The sequence below is a fragment of the Campylobacter sp. JMF_15 NE4 genome (assembly GCF_027737645.1).
In the GTDB taxonomy this organism is placed as follows: Bacteria; Campylobacterota; Campylobacteria; order Campylobacterales; family Campylobacteraceae; genus Campylobacter_B.
This window is the reverse complement of record NZ_JAOVTY010000001.1, coordinates 378,051-402,390: the sequence shown is the minus strand read 5'-3', so window position 1 is coordinate 402,390 and position 24,340 is coordinate 378,051. Positions and strand designations below refer to the sequence as shown.

Below are 24,340 nucleotides of genomic sequence, written 5' to 3'. Positions count from 1 at the left end.
GGTTTAATCCTTGATATTTGGATTTACTTTATATGAGCTAAGCTCGTTGCCTTTGGTATCCATAACATGAACAGCGCACGCAATGCACGGATCATAAGAGTGGATTTTGCGGATAATTTCAAGCGGTTGCGTTAAATCTGCAATTTTAAGACCGATTAAGCATGACTCATAAGATGCCATATTGCCCTGAGCGTCTTTTGGACTAGCGTTCCATGTGCTAGGAACGACTGCTTGCCAGTTTTGGATTACTCCATTTTCGATTCTGCACCAGTGGCTTAGGCTACCGCGCGGAACATGTCCGATATATCTGCCTTTGTATGATTTCTTTTTATCGATTGTGTATTTAGCGCAAGTCTCGGTGTCGCCTGATTTAATATTAGCGATTAGGTTATTAAACGCTAATAGTCCATTATCAGCTACAACTTTTGCCTCGATCATACGGCATGCTGTTCTACCAAGAGTAGAGAATACCGCTTCTAGTGGAAGACCGGTATCAGAAAGGAATTTATCTACTACTTTTACTACAAATTCATTACCTTTTGCATAATTTACAACGATATTTGCTAATGGTCCAACTTGAAGCGATTTGCCATCATATCTAGGAGCTTTTATCCAAGTATATTTACCCTCGGTATTTAGGACTTTTGTATCTTCCATTTCACCTTTGGCATTTAGAGTTTGCTCTACCTTAAATCCTGTGTAGTTTGGTTCTTGTTCGCCGTCATAAGGGTGAAGTGGTTTGTCATTTTTATACCATGAGTGAGTGGCTTCTTCTGTAATCTTGCTTTCATCTAGCTCATGAACCTTGCTAATGTCGCCGTCTAAAATCACACCGCTTTGGAATAAGAAATCATTGCGTGAATATTGGAAAGTTTGGTGTGTCCATAGATTTGCGACGCCGACATCGTTTAATACGCTTTCTTCACTAGCATACGCACCACCAGCCATAAGCAAGTCTGGATAATATGCACGGTTAATGAAATCAGCTACTTCTTGGAATTTAACCATATACTCACCAAGTCTTGCTGGGCTTAGGATATCCATTACGCATGTTACGCCACCGACTGTTAGGGTTTGTGGGTGTGGTTGTTTGCCACCGAAAATAGCCATCATTTGCGCAGCTGTTCTTTGGATACGCAAACACTCTAAATAGTGGCTAAGCGCAATCAAATTTTGCTCAGGAGTTAGCTTGTATGTGCTGTGTCCGAAATATGCGTTTGCAAATGGTCCAAGCGCGCCTTTTTCAACGAAGGCTTTTACTCTTTGTTGAACCGCTTTTAGCTGATCCTCACCGCAAGCATAAGGCAAATCTGTATATCTAAAAGCCTCTTGGCTAGCAGCGTGTGGATCTGCGCTTAGTGCGCTTACGATATCGACCCAGTCAAGTCCGTGTAGTTGATAAAAATGCACTGGGTGATCGTGCATAAATAGCGCAGTGTTCATTAGCGTTCTGGTTAAAATCGCATTTAGTGGCGGAGTTATGCCAAGAGCATTTTCAACGGCTGAAATTCCAGCATTATAGTGAGAAAATGTGCAAACACCGCAAATTCTTTGCATAAAAAAGCCGATATCCCTAGGATCGCGACCCTTAACGATAGTCTCTAATCCACGCCATAAAGTAGAGCCAGAATACGCATCCGTTACAACTCCGTTATCATCGACAACTACTTCTATGCGTAAGTGTCCCTCAATACGAGTTATCGGATCTATTACTAATCTTTGTGACATTTCTACTCTCCCTTATTCTTTTTAAATGATGCAATGGCTGCATGAACTGTGATAGCTACACCTGTAACAGCCAAAATTCCTATACCGATTTTATCGGCTGTCGCATCAGCACCTGCTCCGCTAAATACGGTATTGTATAATCTATCTGCCAATGGCTCCTCAAATGGTCCCATATGATCCCAAAAATCAGGCTCAGAACAGCCGATACAGCCATGACCTGCTTGGATTGGCCAGCTAGTGTGAGCATTAAATCTCTCGCGTGAGCAGTTATTAAATGTATATGGGCCTTTGCAACCTACTTTATATAAGCAATATCCGTCTTTTGCGCCTTGATCGCCGAATTGCTCTACGAACTCACCTGCATCGAAGTGACCGCGTCTTTCGCACAAATCGTGAATTCTAAGTCCGTAAGCCCATTTTGGACGATTATAAACATCAAGTGCTGGAAGTGTGCCAAATAGTATGTAGTGAAGGACATTTCCTACGATATTTTTCTCGCTTGGCGGACAGCCAGGGACATTGATTACTTGTTTGTTTGTAAGTTTGCTAAGTGCAACAGCGTTTGTTGGGTTTGGTCTTGCTGCTTGGATACCACCGAAGCTCGAACATGTTCCAATAGCAAAAATCGCAGCTGCACCAGCAGCAGCATGTCTGCAATGCTCGGCACCTGTCTTACCAGCAGGTCCTACTGTAAGGAAATATTCGCTACTTCCGCTTGGAATTCCACCTTCTACCATTAAAATATATTGCCCCTTATATTTTTCGATAGCTCCATCTAAATTTTCCTCTGCTTGCCAGCCAGCAGCAGCCATAATCGTCTCGTGATATTCTAAACTAATATAGTCGAAAATCAACGAATCGATAGTTGGAGTATCAATTCTAAGTAAGCTTTCGCTACAACCTGTGCATTCTGCCATGTGAAGCCAAATCACAGGTAAGCGATCGGCGAGTTCTGCCGCCCGTGCAACTTGTGGTGCAAATACGCTAGGTAACCCAATCGCCGCAGTCATTGCGCCCGCCCATTTCATAAAATCACGGCGTGAAAAACCGCGCTCAGCAAGGCGTTTAGTGATACTATCGCCCTCTTTTATCTTGGGTAGTTTAGCGACTTGTTCTAGCCTATCGGCTACTTTTGCTAAATCAATCATTATGTTCTCCTTTACGCTTATAGCGTTAATCCGTAATTATATAGTTTTTTTGTTTAAAATTTGTTAAGGAAGAACTTACTTGTAGTTAAATTTTCTACAAGTAAGTTAAATTTTAAGGTTAAATTTATTTAATTTTGAAATTTAGCACCGGTAAATCATAATCCATTACGCTTTCGTTTTGCATATCAGTGATACTCACAGCCGGCAAGGCACACATACCAGAATACACTACATTAAGCGGTGTGTAAAATACGCCGGTATAGTCATTGCCGTTTTTCGTATCTTTATAATACGCCCCACCAACCGGGAAGCTTAGCACCCTATCAAACATTATCTCTTTATGCTCGAAGCTAGTTTTATCCTTCAAATTCTCAGGCCTTATAAATCCCGGATTTATGCGCTCATTGACGATCTCAAAGCAGGTGCTTGCCGCCTCATCAATCACAAAATTTCTGATATAAAAATTTGAGCGGAAATTTATCTTAGAATAAATTCTCTGCCCTACTTTTAGATTATCAAGCGAAACCGCATTACCAGCCTCATCGACAAAATCGCGCACGATTTCTAGCTGTTTGATTCCGTGCAGATTTCCTGTGTGGTTGTTTATACTAAGCGGGCTGTGTTTGAGCGCGACTGGCTCGTAACCAAAGCTAAGCAAATTAGCAAAAATTTTCTCACCATTTTTTGGCGAAATTTTGATCTCTCTGTCGTTAGAATTTAGCGTAATTACTGAATTTGACGGAGTTTGGATACTTTGTGTAAGTCCGTTTGCGACTATATCTGCGCCCACGCCCTTATCATCTTCGCCAAAATATGCTTCCAGCGCCCTTAGCACAAACGCTCTTTCTTGCGTGCTATAAATGTCTTGTAAATTTTGGCTTAAATTTTGCGCCAAAGTATCTAAGACACTATCTTTTATACCGACGCTTCCTAGGGCATACAGAGCAAATCCAGCGTCCCTAACCTCACTAGCAAAAATTTTACTAGCCTCTTTATTAGCATAATCAAATTTATAATTTGAACTATAAATTTTACTAAATTCCGCGCTCATTTTGTGTTTTTGCAAAATCGCAAGCATAGAAAACGACGCTAGCGGGCTAGCTTCGTAGAGTTTTTTATCATAGACGAAATTTAGCTCATCATCGCTTAATGCGCCAACCCTATCTAGCACGAAATCCGCATACAATCGCAAGCTAGGCTCGCTAGAATACGACGATTTTAGCGCCCTTAAAATCAGCTCTTTTTGTTTTGGGGTTAGGATTTTGTATTTCGCGTCCATATCCAAAAGCACATCGCTAGCATACAGCGACGCAAATGCGTTTGTCTCGCCATGCGCGCTCCAATACCCAAATTCGCCGTTATTTTTAAGCCTTGATAAAATTTTCGTAGCATGCTCTAAAACAGCCCCCTTCATCGCCTCGTCGTGGTCGCGTTTGTAAAAGAAATCATAGGCTAAAATTTTAGAACTAATCTGCTCTGTGCAACCATACGGATATCGCTCCAACTCCCTTGCCACCGTATAAGTGCTAGGTCTAGTGCCTATGTATGTAAAGACATCTTTATACGAAGCTGGCAGACTAAAATTCATCGGCGCGTCGCTATAAGCACTGGCGCTAAATTTCGAGCGCGGAAACTGCGAAATGACATCAAATTTTAATTCATACTCAAATTTCGCCCCATTTTCTTCGCTCGCTTCCAAGCTCACCACGCCCTCGCCAAGCTCTAACGCATTTGCTCTAAATTTCAAATTCTTTGCTTCTAGCGCGCCTAGCGTGATATTTGAATCACTAAGCGAAATTTGCACTGCGTCGTTAAAACTCGCCTTTAAATTTAGCGATTTTGGCGAATTTGTCGTATTTATGAGCGTTAGCGGGATATTTATATCATCGCCTTTAACCATGTATGTCAAATCTGCTGGTTTGATGACGATATCATCTTTGACGCTGATTTGAGAGTTTGCCCAGCCGATTTTTTCTTCATCATCAAGGGCTAGCGCGCTTAGGCGAATCATAGAGTTAAAGTGTTTTGGCAAATCTACCTCAAACCTAGCCTCGCCTGCGCCGTTTGCGATACTCTCATACATTTTGACAAATTTTTTATCTTTTTTGTTTTGCACTGGGCTTAAATTTCGCTTCGCGCTTTTTAGCATTTCATCGCCACCAAAGCTTAGTTCTTTGCCGTTTGCGCTATACACACTCAAATCATCGAAAATATCGAAATATCGGTGCCTGAAATATATCGGCTTATCAAAATACGAAAACGCATTTAGCTCTTTTTGATTTATCGCGTCTAGTATCCCTAAATCCACAGCATAAAGCGTGATTTTAGAATTTGGCGCGGATTTTGCCACGATTATGGCTTTTTCGCCGTTTTTATACTCAGACTTGCTTTGCAGGCTAAGAGGGAGTTTTTTCTCGCTCACATCGAGGCTTACAGCTACATTAGCGTAAGTGCGAAGTGGCATAGCAGCGCCCGAGGCAGAGCGTGAAATGCTAGCGCTAATGTGTCCGCCGGTGAAATTCTCTGGCACTCTTAGCTCAAAACTTGCGCTGTTTCCGCGAATTTGCGTGATTTTATAATCATAGATGCCCTCACCTATCAAAGCCACATTTAGCACGCCGTTTTCGATAGGCGAAGTAATCACGCCTTTAATCATTTCGCCAGGTTTGAGCTTTGATTTTTCTAAATTTATGCGGGCGGTATTGACATCTTTGGCATTTAGCCTGCCATAGTATCCATATCCGCTCACATCGACTCTCACGCTCGCACTTGCCCCGCTTGCGTAGTCGTTTGCTACTACGATATACGAACCGCCATTTTCGAATTTATACCCAATCTGTGAGCCCTGCGCGCTAATGCTATCCACAAGCGAGAAATTCTCTTGCTCGACATATCTTTCGCCGTCGTAAATATAAGTGAAATCTTGGCGATAAATTTCTAAATCCACCTTGCCTTTTTGCTCTTTTTTGCTAAGGCTATCTAGCAATGCAAGGTCGAATTTTACCTCCTCGCCACTGCTTATGAAGTCCCTGCTAGCGCGAATTCCTAGAATTTTGTCGTATGGATAGTAGCTTAGCATTTTATATGCGCTGACATTTTTGCCACCGTCTTGGACGCTAAAATTCATCATCAAATTTGCCACATTTGAGACACCCTGCGCCTTTGGAGCGATTACGAGATCTTTTTTGCCGTTATTATCCAGCCTAAATTCCTCGCTTTTTACCTCCAATGTGCCCTCTTTTTTAAGTCTTGCATTTGTGAAGCTGTATCCTTCAAAACCGCTGATTTTAAGCTCTTTTTCGTAAGATTTCACTTCGAGTTTGCTAGCTAAACTCGCAGCTGGTGCGCCCACAAGGTAGTTTGAAATCAAATTTGCGATTATTAGCTCATCTTTGTAAATTTCATCTTTGCTCGTTAAAATTTCGTTTTTCACGCGGTTTGGTATGAAATTTTCGACGCTAAATTTCTTGGTTTCGATGATTTTATCCTCGTAGATTAGCTCAAAGGTATAACTTCCGCTTTTTTCGCCCAAATTCTCTTTGAAATTTAGCGCGCCATAAGAGTCAGTTTTTAGGGCGCGAGTGATGATATTCACGCCGTAAGGATCTGTGATTTTGTATTTTATCGGAGTGTTTTTAATCGGCGTAAAATCGCTCTTTTTGAGCACCACAGAGCCGATTAGTGCCTCATTTGGGCTTACTAGCTCGCTAGCGAAATACACCATTGCTCGCGCGTCGCTTCTAGTCGCTTCCCTGCTAGAAACAGCCTCGTCAAATATCACAAACCCGCGCTCTTTGCCGTCTGTAATCTCGATAGATTTAGGATTTTTATCTAAAAATTTAGTGTCATTTACAAGCAAAATTCCGTCACTATTCGTGCGTTTTTCTAAAATCAGCTCGTTTTTGTCATTGTAAATTTTAACAATAGCGTGCGACAAAGCCTTCGCATCGCTTAGGCGCGAAGTATAGATTAGCGCGCCACTATCAGCCATGCTAACCTGAGCCGAAATATCGCTGATATAGGCTGTGCGCGTGATAGTTCGCATTATAGCGCCCTCTTTGTAATGCACATATATCACATACACGCCGTCCTCAAAGCCCTTAAAATCCATAGCAATTTTATGCTCGCTAATCTCGTTTTTCGCCCCGCCAATGTCAAATTTTTTATTCACAACCTCGCTAGCTAGCGAGTGCGGATAATTGTTTTCAAAATTTAGAAAATATCTGAAATTTTCATCGCTGATTTTTGAGATGCTAATGCTAATCTCATTTAAATTCGAGCTTTTTATCGCGATATTTGCGTTTTTAGGGACGAATTTTTTCATATCACTAAACTGCACGAAAGGCTTCCTATCGCCAGTTTTGAAATTTAGCTTTATTTCATTTCTAACTATTCTAGAATCATCGCCAAAGCCCTTTAAAAGGCGCAATTCATAGCTTTTATTTGGCGCAAATTCAGCGCTTTTGATATCTACATGATAGTAGTATTTATCACTGATTTGCGGGTATTTTTGCTCATCTTCGTAGTATCTGTATCTAGCCTCGCCAAGGCTAAATTTACCCACGCCATTAACGCGGATAAATTTGGCTAAATTCGCGTCATCGACATAGTGAGGGAAATACAGCCTCGCTCCAAACGAGCCGTCATTAAAACTAATTTCGCGAATTTTGACATCATCTAGGTTTGACGCATTTATGCTATCGTTAAATGGCTCTTCATCTGCTTTTAGGATTTTTGGCGCGCTTAGCGTTGCGCCGTTTTTTGATTTTACAGCGCCTGCTTCGATGACGATATTTGGGTGCTTAGCGTCGTAAGAAATCAAAAAACTTCTATCATTTTGCGCGCTAATGGTAAAGCCAATATCGTTTTTGGCTAAATTTTGCAGCGAATACACCCTAATCCCTGACTTTGCCCCCTCCTCGCTCACGCTATCGTTAAAGCTAATCTTTGCAAGTCCCGGGCGCAGTATTTTAAGCTCGCTCGCGCTAAACCCAGCCGTTGTAAAGCTAAATTTCTCCCCGCCAATCTCGCAGTTATAGCGAGTGCTAGCATTTAGCTTAGTCTTTGGATAAAACTCTATTTCACCGCTATTTTTATACTCATATACGCCAGTAATCCCTGGCGCACATTTTGCGATTTGCTCCTCGCTTATGCCAAAAGGCGCGATTTTTGCACCACTAAAAACCAAACTCTCATCATTAATCTGTGTTTCCACGCCAAAGAGCCACCCAGCGCAAAGCGCGCTACAAAGCCCAAATTTGATTAAAATTTTTTCCATGATTTTCCCCTAAGAATTTCGCCTAATTATATTGTGAAATTTTTATATTTTGGTAATTTTTTATTTTTTATTTTATCTATTTTTTACCCTAAATTTCGCCACGCTAAAATTCGCGTTTTCGTCCAAACACGAAAGCTCATATTCACCTGCGCTCAAATTTAGCATAAAATTCTCGCCATTTTTTTTCGCCTCGTATGCGCCGTTATTTACGCTAATAAAAATTTCATCACCAAAAACAGCCGTGCAAGAAGCACTAAGATTTATCTCTGCATTATCGCTCACTTCGTAAATTTTGCCATCTATATCGCTAAGAGCGGGTGCAATGCTAGCAATTTTATCCTTGCACCTGCCGTTTTTGGTCGTATTTGCGTCGATTATGCCGTTTTGCAAAAGATAAAAAAGCTCGCTAGGGCGGTAAAATTCACACTCATCGCGCAAAATTACACCCTCTATCACCAAATCTCGCACCATTTTTTTACACTCTTTTTCTACGAAAAAATCAGCGCAAATTTCCCTTTCGCTCACACCACTAGGGCGGGCAAATTCGGCATTTATCGCGCCTGTGTTTGAAAGGTAAGAAAACATATCAAAAACCACGCGCGCAGCACTAAGCCCGCCACTTATATCGCTCGTTTTTTCGCCGTTAAAATTGCCAAACCAAACCCCAAGGCTAAATTTTGGCGTTACGCCGATCGTATAAAGGTCGCGCCCATCGGCACTCGTGCCGGTTTTAAACATCAGGGCTGGCATGTTTTTGGTATTTTGCCACACAGAGCCAAGATAGCTTCGTGGAGCGTTTTTTAGCATTTGAGTGATGATATACGCACTTTGTGGGCTTAGTATTTGCGCGCTCTGACCGACTTTTGCCCCTGCTAGTTCTAGCGGTTTTAGCTCGCCAGAGTTTGCAAAAACGCTGTAAAGATGAGTGAGATTTAACAAATTTATGCTAATTCCGCCAAGCCCGAGCCCAAGCCCATAATGCTCTTTGGAATACGGCGCGAGATTTGCACGAAGCAAAAGTTCATAAAGCCCGTCATCGCCAAGGGATAATAAAAGCTTCAAAGCCGGGATATTTAGGCTATATCCGAGCGCCTCATTTGCGCTAATAACCCCCATAAAGCCTAGATTGTAGTTGCGTGGGGAGTAGTTTTTGAAGCTAATCGGAGCGTCGATTAGCTCACGGCGTGGCGTGATAAGCCCCTCTTCAAGGGCTCTTGCGTAGATAAATGGTTTTAGCGTGGAACCAACATTTTTCGCCCAGACTATGCCGTCATTTTGTCCCAAAAATCCGCCAAAATCGTGCGAACCTGCGTATGCTACAACCGCCATTTTTTCGTTGTCGATTAAGATTGCTGAGCCGTTTTTGACACCAAATTTAGCTAGGTCATTTATCCTTGATTTAAGGAAATTTTCAAGGGTGAGTTGATAGGTTTTGTTTAAATTTGAGTGGATTAAATTTGAGTTGATTAAATTTGCGTCGTTTTGCGCTATGCGCTCTGCTTTGTTTTGCCAGATTGCGCCATTTTGTGCCAAGTGCTTTGTTTCGCCTGCGCGCACAGCGTGATTGTCTGTGTTTGCGGGCTTTATCGCGCTATTTTGTGCCAAGTGCGCGCTTTGACTTGCCCTCACAGAACTTGCCCTCACAGAACTTGCCCTCACAGAACTTGCCCTCACAGAACTTGCCCTCACAGAACTTGCCCTCACAGAACTTGCCCTCACAGAAGTTGTGCGCGCGCGTTTTGTTTCGGTAGCTGTTTCGCTCACGCCCTCTGCCACGCCAGCTGTTTTACTCGCTGTTTCGCCCATACGCTCACCCACAGCCTCACTCGCGCCAGCGCGCCCTACCACGCCCAAATTTTTCGCATTTTTAAAGGCGCGCATTGCATAATGCGGGGCGAAATTTGGCGCAGGGTGCCTTGCGGGGGTAAATTTCTCGCTACTAGCGCGTTCAAATTCGCTAAGCGATAAAATTCCTGCCTTATAAAGACTAGAAATCAGCCTGTTTTTTAGCGAATTTAGATCCAAATTCGCGCGGTCTAGGCGGTTTTTGTTCGGATTTTTTGGCACCACCGCAAGAAGCGCGATTTGAGCGTTGCTAAGCTCGCTCAAAGCCTTGCCAAAATAAAAATAGCTAGCACTCGTCACACCCTCGATATTGCCACCATAGGGGGCTAGATTGAAATACATTGTCAAAATTTCATCTTTGGTGTAGTGAAATTCGAGCTGAAAGGCGTTGAAAATTTCAATAAATTTGTTTTTGTAACTGCGCTCTTTGGGGTTCATCATACGCGCAACCTGCATTGTAATGGTGCTTGCACCCACTCTGGCTATATTTGCATTTTTATGCGTAAAATTTTGCGAAATATTATGCGTAAATGCCCGTATTATCGAAAATGGATTAACACCAAAATGGTAGTAAAAATACCTGTCCTCGAAATGCACTACGCTCTGTTTTAGACGCTGTGGGATTTCATCGCTACTGGCATAAAACCTCCAAATCTCATCACTGCTAATTTGCATATTTAAAATTTCCCCCTCGCTCGAATACAAAACTAACGACTTTTCTTTATTTAATCCAGCCAAATTTAGGGGAAATAAAAAATCCAAAATCAAAAACAACAAAAGCAAAAATGCGCCCAAAAATGCGCTAAATTTCACAAAGCCCATAAATTTCATAAAAATATTATATCTATAAAATTTATAAATTTACTCAAATTTTTCACGCAAAAAGAGAATATAAAGCATAAATTTTATAAAATCGAGAGTTAAATTACACTTTAAAGAGCCCAAAGGAGTTATTATGAAATATGGTATCATTTTTGGCGGACAAAGCTACGAGCACGATGTCAGTATCCTCACAGCAATCGCTGTAAAAAACGCACTAAAAGGCAAAAATTTAGTCTTTATCTACTGCGACGCTAACCGCAGATTTTTCGAAATCGAAGAGGGAAATATGGTAGCAAGCTACTTTGCTAGAAATTTTGCTAGATCTCACTCTGCCAACACAGACGCTGCTGAGGGCGGTTTTTCATCTCAAACTTCTTATGGTAGCAAGGTCAAAGAGCTAACCCTCTCTTATGGCGGATTTTACACAAGCGGTATGTTTTCAAAAAACAGATTAGAAATCGATGTGTGTATCAACACAATTCATGGCGGTGATGGTTGCGACGGCAAGCTAGCTTCACTTTTAGAATTTTACGAAATTCCACAAATCGGCCCTAGATTAGAGGCAAGTGCTGTAAGCCATAATAAAATTTTAACCAAAAATTTAGCCAAAAATGCAGGGGTTAAGGCGATTAATTACGCGGTTTTGAAGCGCACGAGTTTGCCGTCTTTTAACTACCCTGTCATCATAAAACCAGCCCACCTAGGTAGCAGTATCGGCGCTAGTATCGTAAATAGCGATTTAGAGCTCGATAAAATCATCGACAAGGTCTTTAAGCTAGATAGCGAGGTCATCGTCGAGCCTTTCGTCAAAGATGTCAAAGAATACAGCCTAGCGGGTTGTAAAATAGGTGGCGAAATTGTATTTTCAAAATTTGGCCAACCTGTGAAAAAAGATTTCCTAGACTTTGGTCGCAAATACATCGACACCACCCAACCAAACACCGTGACAGAGCAAGCCGTGGGCATTTCAATCGCAGATAAGATGAAAGATGCGTTTGCTAAAATTTACAACAGCGGATTTGAGGGCTCGATCATCAGATGCGACTTTTTCGTGTTTAATAACGAAATCTATCTAAACGAAATCAACCCCGTCCCAGCGGCTCTTGCAAGCTATTTGTTTAACGATTTTGGCGCGATTATCGACGGGCTTTCTACATCTTTGCCGCAATACAAAAAAATCCCAGTAACCTACGATTTGGTTACGCAAATCGCAGCAAACAAATAATTCAAATTTCACGCTAAATTCCAAATTTAGCGTGAAATTTAGCCAAATTTAACAAAAGGATAAAAAATGAGTATTTTGCTAGTAATTTTAGCTATTTTAATTCTTGTCGGAATTTTTCTCATTGGTATTTACAACAAACTTATCGCACTTTTAAACGAAGCTAAAAACGCCTTTGCACAAATCGATGTCCAGCTAAAACGCAGGTATGATCTAATCCCAAATTTAATCGAAGTTGTCAAAAAATACATGGCGCATGAAAAACAGACCCTAGAAAATGTCGTAAATGCCAGAAACCGCGCAACTAGCGCATTAGAAAGTATCAAACAAAACGGCTTAAATGATAGCGATATGCGAAATTTAGCAAGCGCAGAAAACGAGCTAAAAAGCGCGCTAAATGGGCTAAATATCCAAGTCGAAGCCTACCCTGAGCTAAAAGCTAGCGAAAATATGCTACATCTAAGCGAGGAAATCACCTCTACCGAGAATAAAATCGGCTTTGCTAGGCAGTCTTACAATGACGCAGTGACGGACTTTAACACCTATAAACAAAGCTTTCCAAACAATATTTTAGTCGGATTTTTCCCTAAATTTCACAAAGATTTAGCCCTGCTTGAATTCAGCGAGGAAAATATCCAAAAAGCCCCAAAAATCGAGTTTTAAGCGAGAAATTTTGTGGAGGCGTTGTCTGCGCTAAATTTAGCGCTCTTTTACCTACCTGAAAAATTTTGCCATTTTTTAAGCGCAAATGAGATTTTTTACACGCCAAAGGCCGGGTATTATCTGTGTGTTTTGGCGTGTAGCGCGGTTTTGTTTGCCATAACGCGCATTTTCCTTGGCAAAACAGCCTCGCTATCTCACAGCATAAACGAACACCAAAAACTAGCCAAAAGCAAGGTTGCGTGGCTAAATTTTGTCTTTGCAAGCGTTTTAGTGCAGGTTTTTTGGCTCTCATACGCGCTATTTTTTGATTTTTTAAATTACAAAAATTTTGCCCTTGGCGAGGGCGCGGATTACGCCCTGCCACTACTTTTATCCGCGCTTTTAGTCTGCGTGATTGTATTTAGCTATATCAAAAAACGCTATTTTGAGACGGCAGACATTTCTAGCCTTGCAAAGGGGCTTGACGCCACAGAAATTCACCCCCACACTGCCAAAAATTCCGAAAAAATTCTGCTTAACATAATCGAAGAAATGGCGATTGCCTCGCGTGTGGGCATGCCACGGGTTTTTATCATGAAAAACGAAAATGGCGTAAATGCCATGGCGAGTGGGGAGAATTTCGGCAAAGATAGCGAAAAAATCGCGATTTTTGTCACGGCTGGGGCAATGAGGACATTTAACCGAGACGAAATGCAAGGGGTAATCGCGCATGAGTTTTCGCACGCATTTCACGATGATATCGAGCTAAATATCAGGCTAATTAGCGTCATTGGCGCGCTTGGCACACTTAGCTTCATCGGATATGAGATTTTAAGGGTGTTTGGCAGGGGTAGAAGTGGCAGAAACTCCAAAGGAAGCGGGGTCGCCATAGTCATACTTGTGGGCGTAATATTTTGGCTACTTGGGCTTTTGGGTAAGGTTTTTGCCGAACTTATCCAAAGCGCGATTTCTAGGCAAAAAGAGTTTTTAGCAGACGCTAGCGCAGCCAAATACACGCGCAATCCTTTGGGTATCAAAAAGGCGCTTGATAAGCTTTTTATGATACAAAAATTCAACAAAGCCTATCACGACGGAATCGGCAAAAAGGATTTTAAAGCCCCAAAAAATGAAGAAAAGCCGAATTTAAACAGATATTTTTCCTCAAAAACGCGCCAAAGGGGCAGTATAAACACAGATGAAATGCGAAATTTTCGCGCAAATCCACTAAGAAATTTCGCAAATTTTCATATCAAAAACACTAACGCCAGAGCCTGCGCGCACATGTTTTTCTTGCCCGCATTTTCTGGGCTTTTCGCCACGCACCCTAGCCTGCAATCACGGATAAAAAAACTAAAAGAAATGGGCGCGTGAGTTTGGGTTAAATTTCGCGCCAAATTTCGTGTGTTAAATTTGGGCTAAATTTTGAAATTCGCAAATTTTGGTTAAATTTCACGCCCAAATTTGCGCCAAATTTTAGGCGCAGGGCTAATTTTTTTATAATAAATTTAGGCTATAATCTACGATTTTAAAGGAAAATTTTGAACGCAATATCAAATTTAAACCAAGAACAATACTCCGCCGCGACTGCGCCCTTTGGCCACAATCTCGTAATCGCAAGCGCAGGCACAGGCAAGACTAGCACCATTGTAGCGCGCATTGCGCATTTACTGCACCTTGGCGTAAATCCAAGCAAAATTTTGCTTCTAACCTTCACAAACAAGGCAGCTAGCGAAATGATTGCGAGGCTAAATCGCTATTTTGACAAAAAAATCACCGCCAAAATCACCGCAGGCACCTTCCACGCGGTATCTTACGCACTTTTGCGCGAGCTTGGCAAGGGTGTGATTTTAAAACAGCCAAGTGAGTTAAAAACGCTTTTAAAAAGTATCGTAGAAAATCGCAAATTTTACCATATCAGCGACACTAGGCCGTATGGCGGTGCGTATTTATACGACATATACTCGCTCTTTCAAAACAAACAAACAGGAGAGAGTTTTGGCTCGTGGTTTGCTAGAAATTTCGAAGATCAGGCTGAATTTAGCGAAATTTACGAGGATATTTTGCGTGAATTTGAAGAGGAAAAAGCCCGCTTTAACTACGCCGATTTTAACGACATACTGCTTAAAATGCGCCACGAACTGCGCAAGGACGCGCCACTATACTATGATGAAATTTTAGTCGATGAGTATCAAGACACAAACTCGCTTCAAGGCTCACTAATCGACGCATTTAGGACAAAAAGCCTTTTTTGCGTGGGCGATTTCGATCAGAGCATTTATGCCTTTAACGGCGCAAACATCGATATAATCGGCTCTTTTGGCACCCGTTTTAGCGACGCAAAAATTTACACACTAAACATAAATTACCGCTCATCTAGCCAAATTTTAGCCCTTGCAAACAAGGTCATTTCAAACAATCCGCGCCTGTATGACAAAAAGCTAGTCGTGGGGCGCACGGGCAAATTTAGCGCGCCAAAACTGCATGTTTATGATGAGATTATGTCGCAATACGGCCATATCGCACAGCAAATCAAGCAAAGCAGGCGCGCGCCTGAGAGTTTTGCGGTGATTTTTCGCAACAACTCCTCGGCTGACGGGATCGAAGTCGCACTCAAAGAGCTAGGAATCGGCGCGAAGCGCAAAGGCAGCACGAGCTTTTTTGAAAGTCGCGAAATAAAGGCGTTTATGGATATTTTCGGCGCGCTGATAAACCCAAAGGATATGATGGCATTTCTTGGGATTTTAGAGTATGCCAAAGGCGTGGGAAACGCCACTAGCAAGGAAATTTTCGACGCGCTAATCACGCTTGGTGGCGGAAATATCAAAGATGGCTTTTTGCGCCCTGATATGAGTGCGAAAATTTACGAGCAAAAAAAGCGAAATTACCAGCTAGGACTTTTTGACGATATGGATTTGCAGGCGAGTTTGGAGCGATTTAGCACGCTTGGATTTAGCGAAAATTTCGCCAAAAATCCGGTGCTAAAATACAATAAACTAAACGAAAGCGCAGCTGTGATTTTGCACGAGCTATACACGCTATTTAGCAAATTTAGCCCAAATTTTGGCGCTGGCGAGCTAGTGAATTTGATAAAATCCTCAAAGCTTTTTGCCATAATCGCCGATAATATCGCCACTCACAGAGCCACGCTCAAAAACGGCAAAATCGATTCCGATCGCAAAACGAACGAAAATGAGAAAATTTATAACAAAGTAGCGATTTTGGGCGGGATTGCGAGCAAATACAAGGACGCGGGGAGTTTTTATAACTTCATCACACTTGGCGCGAAGGAAATGAGTGAGGGCGAGGGCGTAAATCTGCTAAGCGTGCATGCTAGCAAGGGTTTGGAGTTTGATAGCGTGTTTTTGGTGGATTTGGCGCAAAACCGCTTCCCAAATTTGAAGCTAATGGGCATGGGTGGCAGCCTAGATGAGGAGCGACGACTATTTTATGTCGCGGTTACTAGGGCGCGAAATGAGCTATATCTAAGCTACGCAAAATTTGATAAAATTCGCAAAATAAACTATCAGCCAAGCTGCTTTTTAGTTGAAGCTGGTATGGCGTAAATTGGGGGTAGAGATGAGTTTTCACGCAGAAATTTGGGAAATTTTAAACGCTGGTAGCCCAAACGAAAAAATAGAAAAATTTGCAAAATTTTACGCAAAATTTTGCAAAAACGAAGTAGAATTTGAACAAAATTTTGAGCCAAAACCGCTCGAAAATCCTAGCTATGCGAAATTCGCCCAAATTTCGCAGGTCAAAGATATAAAAATCCAAAACAAAAATTTAAAAAAGCAAAATGTCGATAAAAACGCCCTATTTCTGCACTCTGTGGCGCATATCGAATACAGCGCGATTGATTTAGCGCTCGATGCGTGCTATCGTTTCGCGGGACTGCCACGCGAATTTTACGCTGATTGGCTAGAAGTGGCAGAAGATGAGGTGAGGCACTTTTCGCTCGTAAATGCCGAGCTAGAAAAAACAGGCTTTTCTTATGGCGATTTTAGCGTGCATGACGGGCTATTTGAGGCGCTGAAAAAAACTCAGCACTCGCTAATTGAGCGCATGGCAGTGGTGCCTAGGCACTTGGAGGCTGGCGGGCTAGATGCGAACTTTTATCTGCTTTCGCATATCGATGAAATGCCGGATAAAAGGCCATTGCGACCACTTTTGGAGATGATTTTGCGCGAAGAAGTTTCGCATGTGAGCAAAGGCGATAAGTGGTTTAAATACGAGTGTGCTAGGCTGGGAGTTAGCTCGGAGTGTTTTTTCGAAATCGTTATGCGCCACTACCCAAAAGCCTTTAAAACCACTCGCGCGATAAACGAAACCGCCCGCTTGCAAGCTGGCTATTCGCAGAGCGAAATCGATAAAATCAAAGAGTTGCAAGGAAATTAAAAGGATTTATTATGCAAAATTTACAAGACATAAAACTCGCCGTTTTAATCGACGGCGATAACGCAAGTGCTAGCAAAGTAAAGGAACTTTTCGAGGAAATCGCAAAATTTGGAATTGCAAATGTAAAAAGAATTTATGGAGATTGGTCGAGCCAAAACCTACAATCATGGAAGGATAAATTGTATGATTTTGCAATTATTCCCGTTCAACAGTTCAACTACACACCGGGCAAAAACGCCACAGATATGCAACTTATCATAGACGCCATGGATTTATTAAATGAAGCTCCACTTGACGGATTTTGCATAGTTAGTAGCGATAGCGATTTCACTCCGCTCGTATCTCGTCTAAGACAAAGCGGAAAAACTGTCTATGGTTTTGGCAAAAAGCAAACCCCAAACGCCCTAATCAAGGCGTGTAATAAATTTATTTATATTGAAAATTTAGGTTTGAGCGATACTAACTCAAATTTAGAAAACAAAACTTCTGCGCAAACCCAAACTTCCACCAGCACACAGCCTGCCACGCAACACCCAAAATTACCGCAAAATACTTGGCAAGAGCTCGATGATAAAACAAAAACTCTGCTTTACACTGCGATAAAAGCCACTAGCGATGAAGATACGGGCTGGGCGTATGTCAGTGACATACGAAACTACATAAGCGCCATAAAATCAGATTTTGACCCTAGGGATTATGGATATGCTAAAATTTCAAATATGCTAAAAACGCTTAATAATTTGCAATTCAAAACAGATAATTTAAATAGGATGTATTGCAAAAAAATACCACTTGGCAAGCTTTATTCGATACTACGCGCCCTGCCAGATAGTTACAAAGACGAAAATGGCTGGATAAAAATCGATGATAGATTAGATCAACTAATCAACGCTTCATGGAATTATAAACAATATGATTTGAGCTTTTATGAAGCCTTACAAAAGCTATATAATGTCGAAATGAAGGATAATAAAATCAAATTAACAGTGTGATTTGGCTCAAATTTCAATGAAATTTTTAAAAATTTTGGCGCCGAATTTGACGCCAAAATTTGCGAGATTAAACTAATCTTTGTTTTTTGAAATACTCTTTTGGAGCCTTGCATAAAGGACATGCGCCTGGGGCCTTTTTGCCACGATGGACATGACCGCACACTTCGCAAACCCAAACTTCCTCATCAAAACTTTCAAAAAATCCCTCTTCTAAAAGTATTTTTTGAAGCTCGTTGTATTCGCGCTCATGCTCGACTTCGACCTTGCCGATAGCGTTAAATAGCCTTGCGACCTCTTTTTTGCCCTCTTCTGTGGCGATTTGAGCGAAGCTTGGATACATGCTCTCATGCTCGTATCTCTCGCCAGCTGCTGCGTCGATTAGGTTTTTATCCATTTTATCTAGCGGAATTCCGGCTGCTGCGTGATGGGCTTTAAGCTCGGCTCTTGCGTGCCATTTTTCATTTTCAGCCGCTTCGTAAAAGTGGCGCGCGATAGCGTGAAAACCAGCTTCTTTGGCTAAATCTCCGTAAAGATCGTATTTGTTTCTAGCTTGTGATTCGCCAGCAAACGCCTTCATCAAATTTACCTGTGTCAAATCCTCTGTGATGCATTTCATCGGCTCTCCACAGCATGTCAAAACTGCGCCCTCACCTACTTTTTGCACTTCGACTTCACAGCCGCATTTGTCGCATTTGTATGTTTCGTATTGTCTCATACTCTCTCCTTTATCAAAAATTCAAGATTTATGATAACCAAAAGCTCATTAAACTCTACTTAATAAAAATTATTATTTAGAAGTGAAATTTCAAATACAAATTTACATATAAATTTAATAATTGTTGTGTTTTGCGCCCAAATTTTATGATAAAATCGCCCTTTTTAAATTCTCATCAAAGGAAAGAAATGAAAAAATTATTTCTAACTACACTTCTTAGTGCAAGCGTTGTAAGTTTTGCCTTGGCAGAAAAATTAGTTGTCGCAGCTACTCCTGTGCCACATGCTGAGATTTTAGAGCATATCGCACCAGAGCTAAAAGCCGCTGGATACGAGCTCGAAGTCAAAGTTTTCAACGACTATGTTACTCCAAATTTAGCCACAGATGACGGCAGCGTGGATGCGAACTATTTCCAACACGAGCCATATTTAGTGGAATTTAACGCCAAAAATGGCACAAAACTCAAAACAACAGTTGGCGTGCATTTAGAACCGATGGGAATTTATAGCAAAAAAATCACAGATCTAAAAGACCTAAAAGACGGCGCCAAAGTAGCCGTGCCAAACGATCCTACGAACGAATCTCGCGCGCTTGATGTGCTTGTGGATGCAGGATTAATCGAGGTTAATAAAGATGTAGAGCTCCGCACAGCCTTAGATGTAACCAAAAATCCTAAAAATATCCAAATTTTAGAGCTTGAAGGTCCAAATTTGCCTCGCACACTCGATGATGTCGATATCGCCGTAATCAACTCAAATTTCGCTTTCAACGCGGATTTAAACCCAGTTAAAGACTCACTTTTCATCGAAAAAGCAGTCGGCAACCCATACACAAACATCGTTGTCGTCAAAGAAGGTAATGAAAACCTACCAAAAATCAAAGCCCTTGATAGCGCACTTCAAAGCGAAAGTGTGAAAAAATTTATCGAGGAAAAATACAAAGGCGCGATTGTTCCGTCGTTTTAATCCAAATTTAGCCTACGAATTCGTAGGCTAAATTTCGCATTTTTTATCATATTACGCATATATTTACAATCTTTTTTTATAATGCGCGCAAAAATTTTCAAAAAAGGAAAAAAATGAAAAAATTCTTATCAATCAGTTTCGTCGCCGCTATGGCGCTTTCGCTAAATGCTGGCGTGTTAGCTAGCGTCAAAGGCACAGATATCACGGTTACAGACGAGGATATCGCACCAGTATTCGCTCAAAACCCACACGCTACCCCAAGCGATGAGGACAAAAAACAACTAATCGATCAAATGATTAAATTTAAACTTATGATTGCCGAGGCCAAAAAAAGCGGTATCGTAAATGGCGAAGAATACAAAAAACAAGTCGAACTTGCAAAAGATGAAATCGCCTTTGCTTTGTGGCAACAAGAGCAAACAAAAGATGTCAAAGTAACCGACGAAGAGGCCAAAAAAATCTATGATGATAATAAAGACAGCTTCATGCAACCAGAAAGCGTCGTAGCTAGCCACATTTTGCTAAAAGATGAAAAAGAGGCAAAAGACGCTATCGCTAAGCTAGAAAAAGTCAGCAAAGACAAATTAAAAGCCGAATTCAACAAACTTGCCAAAGAAATTTCAACAGATCCAAGCGCCAAAGAAAACGGCGGCGATTTGGGCTCATTTGGCAAAGGTATGATGGTAAGCGAGTTCGAAGAGGCTGCGTGGGCGCTAAATAAAGGTGAGATTAGCAAAACCCCTGTAAAAACTCAATTTGGCTATCATGTCATCTACAAAGAAGACCTAAAAGAGGCTGCTCCTGTGGAATTTGACAAAGTAAAAGAGATGATAAAAGCTCAAATTGCGCCAAGCAAACTAAACAAAAAAATCGACGATATCGCAAACGAGCTATTTAGCAAACAGACAGTAGAATACGCAAAATAAAAATTTCAATTTAATGCGCGAAATTTAATAAAATTTAAGTTTCGCGCAAATTCTAAATTTCAAATTTAAGGGAAATTCGTGCTTACATCAATCGTAAATTTTATCGTAGAATTCGTCGCAGCGTGGGGATATTTCGGCATTTTTGCGATGATGTTTTTAGAAAGCAGTTTTTTCCCATTTCCAAGCGAAGTCGTGATGATTCCAGCAGGATACCTCGCTAGCAAGGGCGAAATGAGCTTTGCCATAGCATTTGCATGCGGGCTAGCAGGGAGCGTGGCCGGGGCTGTTTTTAACTACTATTTGTGCTATTTTTTCGGGCGCAAATTTATTGATAAATTTGGCAAATTTATCGGCGTAACAAACGAAAAATTTGCCAAATTTGAAGCATTTTTCAACAAACACGGCGAAATTTCTACATTTAATTGCAGACTAATCCCAGGTATCCGCCAATACATCAGCCTGCCAGCAGGGCTTGCAAAGATGAATTTAGCGCGATTTTGCACATTTACAGCACTTGGTGCTGGGATTTGGGTGCTGATTTTAATGCTACTTGGATATTTTATCGGCGAAAATCAAGAATTAATTAAGGAAAAATTGCATATAATCACGCTTCTTTTATTGGGATTTGTCCTACTTCTTTCTGTAATTTACATACTTCATATCAAGCGAAAAAATCGCCAAATTTAATAAAATCTTAAAATAAAACGAATAATTATAAAATTTTGAATTTAAAGTAACATTTTAACGAAAATTTAAGATTGTTTTTAGGTATTTAATATTACAATCACACAAATTCTTTCAGAAAGGACTAGTGATGGAAACTAGAAAAGAACACGATTTTATAGGTGAGCTCGAAATTCCTAACGACAAATATTATGGCGTTCAGACTTTCAGAGCTTTGGACAACTTCAAAATGACAGGTCGCAAACTTGGCGATTATCCATTTTTTGTAAAAGCATTTGCACAAATCAAAAAAGCAGCAGCACTTTCAAACAAAGAATTGGGCGTTTTAAAACCAGAGATTGCTGATGCACTTGTAGCAGCTTGCGACAAAGTTATCGCAGGCGAATTCGCAGATCAATTCGTAGTAGATATGATCCAAGGCGGCGCAGGAACTAGCACAAATATGAATGTCAATGAGGTTTTGACAAATGTCGCTCTTGAAATTCAAGGTCATGCCAAAGGCGAATACCAATTTATCCACCCAAATGATCACACAAACCTAGGCCAAAGCACAAACGATACATACCCTAGCTCAATCAAAGTCGCAGCTTACGCTAAACTTACAGATTTGCTAGCTGCTATGGAAGAGCTAAAAGGCGAATTAGAGAAAAAAGCTGAGGCTTTCAAAGATATCATCAAAATGGGTAGAACAGAGCTTGAAGACGCTGTCCCAACTACACTTGGCAACACATTCCACGCTTTTGCAAGCTACATTAAAAGCGATATAGCAAAAATCAAAGCTGCAAGAGAGTCAATGAGCTTTTTAAATATGGGCGCAACTGCAATCGGCACAGGTATCAACTGCCACCCAGATTATAAATTTGTAGTAGAAAAACACCTAAGCCAAATTACAGGTGTTGAGTTCAAACCAGCTGAGGATTTCATCGCAGCTACACAAGATACAGGCGATTTCGTGCATGTATCTGGCGCACTAAAAACAGCTGCTGTAAGAATCAGCAAAATCATCAACGACTTACGCCTAATGAATTCAGGCCCAAGATGCGGTCTAGGCGAAATCAACCTACCACAAATGCAACCAGGTAGCTCAATCATGCCAGGTAAGGTAAATCCTGTAATTTGCGAAGTTGTAGGCGAGGCATGCTACGAAGTCATCGGCAATGATGTATCTATCATGCTATGCTCTGAAAGAGGCGATTTCGAACTAAACGCTTTCGAACCAGGCATTGCTTATAATCTATTCAACTCAATCGTAATCTTGGAAAACGCAGTTAAAACACTAAGCGACAAAGCTATCAAAAAACTAACTGCAAATCCAGAAGCTTGCTTAAAATCAGTGCTAAACTCAGTCGGTATCGTAACTGCATTTAACCCAATTTTAGGTTATGAAAAATCAGCAAGTATCGCAAAAGAGGCTCTCCAAACTGGTAAAGCAGTCGGCGATATCTGCTTAGAGCGCGGTTATTTAACAAAAGAAGAAATCGATAAAATTTTAGATCCTAAAAACATGCTAAATCCTGGCATGAAAAAAACAGGTAAATAAATTTTATCGTGGTAGGTCAAATTTTGACCTACCCTAAATTTAGAGTTTTGAATTTTCAAAGGAGTCTTGCATGGATATTATGCTATTTGTCCAACTGGCCGTATTGCTAGCTGGTATCTACCTAGGCGTTCGCTTAGGCGGCATGGGCGTCGGATACGCCGGCGGTTTAGGTATCGTCGTTATGGCGATTATCGGTATGAAGGTGGAATTCAAAGATATTCCAGTAGATGTTATTTTGATCATCGCATCAGTTATTTCAGCGATTGCTGCTATGCAAGTTGCAGGTGGTTTGGATTATTTGGTTCAGATTGCGTCTAGAATTTTGCGCAAACACCCAAAACAAATCAATATCCTAGCACCAGCTGTTACTTATATGCTAACAATCCTAGCTGGTACTGGTCACACTGCGTTTTCTATGATCCCAGTTATCGTAGAGGTTGCTAAGGGTCAAAACATCAAACCAAGCGCGCCACTAGCGCTTTCAGTTGTATCAAGCCAAGTCGCTATTACAGCTTCACCTATTTCAGCTGCGTTCGTAGCTATGACAGGTGTTGTTGAGCCACTAGGTGTAAGCTATCCAAAACTACTTTTCATCTGCATTTCAACAACATTTGTTGCTATGATTATCACAGCGGTTCTTGTAAATACATTTTTCAAACTAGATCTTTCATCAGATCCAATCTATCAAGAAAGACTAGCAAAAGGTTTAGTTTCAGAGGTTAAAGTTACAGAATACGCTGAGCCAAAACCATTTGCAAAACGCTCAGTTGCGATTTTTGCTATCGGTGTTTTGATTGTCGTTGCTTACGCTCTTGCTATCTCAAAAAGCGTTGGTTTGGTCGAAAAACCAATCCTATCTCGCGACGCTGCTATTATTAGCTTTATGCTTACAATCGGCTTTTTTATCACAGTTTTGTGCAAAGTCGATACAGGCAAACTATTACAAGCAAACACTTTCCAAAGCGGTATGAGCGCTTGTATCTGCGTCGTAGGTATCGCATGGCTTGGAACTACATTTGTTAATGGCCACATCGATCTTTTCAAAGATGTAGCGAAAAATATCGTTAGCAACTATCCATTTGTTCTAGCTATCGTTTTATATTTCCTAAGTTGCTTGCTATACTCACAAGCTGCAACTACAAAAGTTATGATGCCAGCAGTTGCATTAGCACTTGGTATGACTAGCCCAGAGACAGCTGGACAAGTTTGGGTTTTGGTTGCTTCTTTTGCTGCTGTATCAGGTCTTTTCGTATTACCTACATATCCTACGACTTTGGGTGCTATCGCTATGGACGATACAGGCACAACAAGAGTTGGAAAATATGTATTCAATCACAGCTTCTTCATCCCAGGAACTATCATGGTCGCGCTATCAGTAGCGTTAGGCTTCTTAGTAGCTCCTGCCTTAATTTAATACTAATTTCTTGCAGAATTTATT

The 24,340-nt window shown here is 41.2% G+C and carries 16 protein-coding genes; 11 read left to right on the top strand and 5 right to left on the bottom strand.

Annotated elements, in window-relative coordinates:
- Nucleotides 1-3 precede the first annotated feature (3 nt).
- From OFN98_RS02065 to OFN98_RS02050, 4 genes are all read right to left on the bottom strand, one after another.
- Complete coding sequence (locus OFN98_RS02065; RefSeq protein ID WP_270874754.1) at nt 4-1,728, bottom strand: nickel-dependent hydrogenase large subunit; 1,725 nt, start codon at nt 1,726-1,728, stop codon at nt 4-6.
- Nucleotides 1,729-1,730: 2 nt separating this feature from the next.
- Nucleotides 1,731-2,876 (bottom strand): hydrogenase small subunit, encoded by a 1,146-nt coding sequence (locus OFN98_RS02060; RefSeq protein ID WP_270864426.1) that lies wholly within the window; start codon nt 2,874-2,876, stop codon nt 1,731-1,733.
- 124 nt (nt 2,877-3,000) lie between these two features.
- On the bottom strand, nt 3,001-8,154 hold the full coding sequence (locus OFN98_RS02055) for an alpha-2-macroglobulin family protein (protein ID WP_270874755.1): 5,154 nt from the start codon (nt 8,152-8,154) through the stop codon (nt 3,001-3,003).
- Nucleotides 8,155-8,226: 72 nt separating this feature from the next.
- Nucleotides 8,227-10,830, bottom strand: coding sequence for a transglycosylase domain-containing protein (locus OFN98_RS02050; protein WP_270876580.1), 2,604 nt, complete (start codon nt 10,828-10,830; stop codon nt 8,227-8,229).
- Nucleotides 10,831-10,954: 124 nt separating this feature from the next.
- Here OFN98_RS02050 and OFN98_RS02045 point away from each other — a divergent pair, with 124 nt between their 5' ends.
- The 6 genes from OFN98_RS02045 (at nt 10,955) to OFN98_RS02020 (ending at nt 18,072) form a co-directional block, all read left to right on the top strand.
- The gene (locus tag OFN98_RS02045) at nt 10,955-12,046 is read left to right on the top strand and encodes a D-alanine--D-alanine ligase (RefSeq protein WP_270876579.1); all 1,092 of its coding nucleotides are present in this window, start codon (nt 10,955-10,957) and stop codon (nt 12,044-12,046) included.
- A gap of 66 nt (nt 12,047-12,112) precedes the next feature.
- The gene (locus tag OFN98_RS02040; protein WP_270876578.1) at nt 12,113-12,706 is read left to right on the top strand and encodes a LemA family protein; all 594 of its coding nucleotides are present in this window, start codon (nt 12,113-12,115) and stop codon (nt 12,704-12,706) included.
- Nucleotides 12,707-12,718: 12 nt separating this feature from the next.
- On the top strand, nt 12,719-14,056 hold the full coding sequence (locus tag OFN98_RS02035; RefSeq protein WP_270876577.1) for a M48 family metalloprotease: 1,338 nt from the start codon (nt 12,719-12,721) through the stop codon (nt 14,054-14,056).
- A gap of 176 nt (nt 14,057-14,232) precedes the next feature.
- Nucleotides 14,233-16,248, top strand: a complete 2,016-nt coding sequence (locus tag OFN98_RS02030; RefSeq protein ID WP_270876613.1) for an ATP-dependent helicase — start codon at nt 14,233-14,235, stop codon at nt 16,246-16,248.
- A 13-nt stretch (nt 16,249-16,261) separates the two neighbouring features.
- Nucleotides 16,262-17,080 carry a ferritin-like domain-containing protein gene (locus OFN98_RS02025; RefSeq protein WP_270876576.1) on the top strand — a complete coding sequence of 273 codons (819 nt, stop codon included), beginning with the start codon at nt 16,262-16,264 and terminating at the stop codon, nt 17,078-17,080.
- Nucleotides 17,081-17,091: 11 nt separating this feature from the next.
- Entirely contained in the window at nt 17,092-18,072 is a 981-nt protein-coding gene (locus OFN98_RS02020; protein ID WP_270874758.1) for an NYN domain-containing protein, read from the top strand.
- Between the two features lie 67 nt (nt 18,073-18,139).
- Here OFN98_RS02020 and OFN98_RS02015 read toward each other — a convergent pair whose 3' ends face one another.
- Nucleotides 18,140-18,787, bottom strand: coding sequence for a ferritin family protein (locus OFN98_RS02015; RefSeq protein ID WP_270873196.1), 648 nt, complete (start codon nt 18,785-18,787; stop codon nt 18,140-18,142).
- Nucleotides 18,788-18,975: 188 nt separating this feature from the next.
- Here OFN98_RS02015 and OFN98_RS02010 point away from each other — a divergent pair, with 188 nt between their 5' ends.
- From OFN98_RS02010 to OFN98_RS01990, 5 genes are all read left to right on the top strand, one after another.
- Complete coding sequence (locus OFN98_RS02010; RefSeq protein WP_270869573.1) at nt 18,976-19,752, top strand: MetQ/NlpA family ABC transporter substrate-binding protein; 777 nt, start codon at nt 18,976-18,978, stop codon at nt 19,750-19,752.
- Between the two features lie 113 nt (nt 19,753-19,865).
- Nucleotides 19,866-20,678, top strand: a complete 813-nt coding sequence (locus OFN98_RS02005; protein ID WP_270866433.1) for a peptidylprolyl isomerase — start codon at nt 19,866-19,868, stop codon at nt 20,676-20,678.
- A 78-nt stretch (nt 20,679-20,756) separates the two neighbouring features.
- Nucleotides 20,757-21,365, top strand: a complete 609-nt coding sequence (locus OFN98_RS02000; RefSeq protein ID WP_270870802.1) for a DedA family protein — start codon at nt 20,757-20,759, stop codon at nt 21,363-21,365.
- A 127-nt stretch (nt 21,366-21,492) separates the two neighbouring features.
- Entirely contained in the window at nt 21,493-22,902 is a 1,410-nt protein-coding gene (locus OFN98_RS01995; RefSeq protein WP_270858973.1) for an aspartate ammonia-lyase, read from the top strand.
- 70 nt (nt 22,903-22,972) lie between these two features.
- Entirely contained in the window at nt 22,973-24,316 is a 1,344-nt protein-coding gene (locus tag OFN98_RS01990; RefSeq protein WP_270861796.1) for an anaerobic C4-dicarboxylate transporter, read from the top strand.
- Nucleotides 24,317-24,340: the final 24 nt, after the last annotated feature.

Bases quoted from the DNA above. Each gene is read 5' to 3' on its own strand.
- OFN98_RS02065 (WP_270874754.1), bottom strand. From the start codon at position 1,728: ATGTCACAAAGATTAGTAATAGATCCGATAACTCGTATTGAGGGACAC.
- OFN98_RS02060 (WP_270864426.1), bottom strand. From the start codon at position 2,876: ATGATTGATTTAGCAAAAGTAGCCGATAGGCTAGAACAAGTCGCTAAA.
- OFN98_RS02055 (WP_270874755.1), bottom strand. From the start codon at position 8,154: ATGGAAAAAATTTTAATCAAATTTGGGCTTTGTAGCGCGCTTTGCGCT.
- OFN98_RS02050 (WP_270876580.1), bottom strand. From the start codon at position 10,830: ATGAAATTTATGGGCTTTGTGAAATTTAGCGCATTTTTGGGCGCATTT.
- OFN98_RS02045 (WP_270876579.1), top strand. From the start codon at position 10,955: ATGAAATATGGTATCATTTTTGGCGGACAAAGCTACGAGCACGATGTC.
- OFN98_RS02040 (WP_270876578.1), top strand. From the start codon at position 12,113: ATGAGTATTTTGCTAGTAATTTTAGCTATTTTAATTCTTGTCGGAATT.
- OFN98_RS02025 (WP_270876576.1), top strand. From the start codon at position 16,262: ATGAGTTTTCACGCAGAAATTTGGGAAATTTTAAACGCTGGTAGCCCA.
- OFN98_RS02020 (WP_270874758.1), top strand. From the start codon at position 17,092: ATGCAAAATTTACAAGACATAAAACTCGCCGTTTTAATCGACGGCGAT.
- OFN98_RS02015 (WP_270873196.1), bottom strand. From the start codon at position 18,787: ATGAGACAATACGAAACATACAAATGCGACAAATGCGGCTGTGAAGTC.
- OFN98_RS02010 (WP_270869573.1), top strand. From the start codon at position 18,976: ATGAAAAAATTATTTCTAACTACACTTCTTAGTGCAAGCGTTGTAAGT.
- OFN98_RS02005 (WP_270866433.1), top strand. From the start codon at position 19,866: ATGAAAAAATTCTTATCAATCAGTTTCGTCGCCGCTATGGCGCTTTCG.
- OFN98_RS01995 (WP_270858973.1), top strand. From the start codon at position 21,493: ATGGAAACTAGAAAAGAACACGATTTTATAGGTGAGCTCGAAATTCCT.
- OFN98_RS01990 (WP_270861796.1), top strand. From the start codon at position 22,973: ATGGATATTATGCTATTTGTCCAACTGGCCGTATTGCTAGCTGGTATC.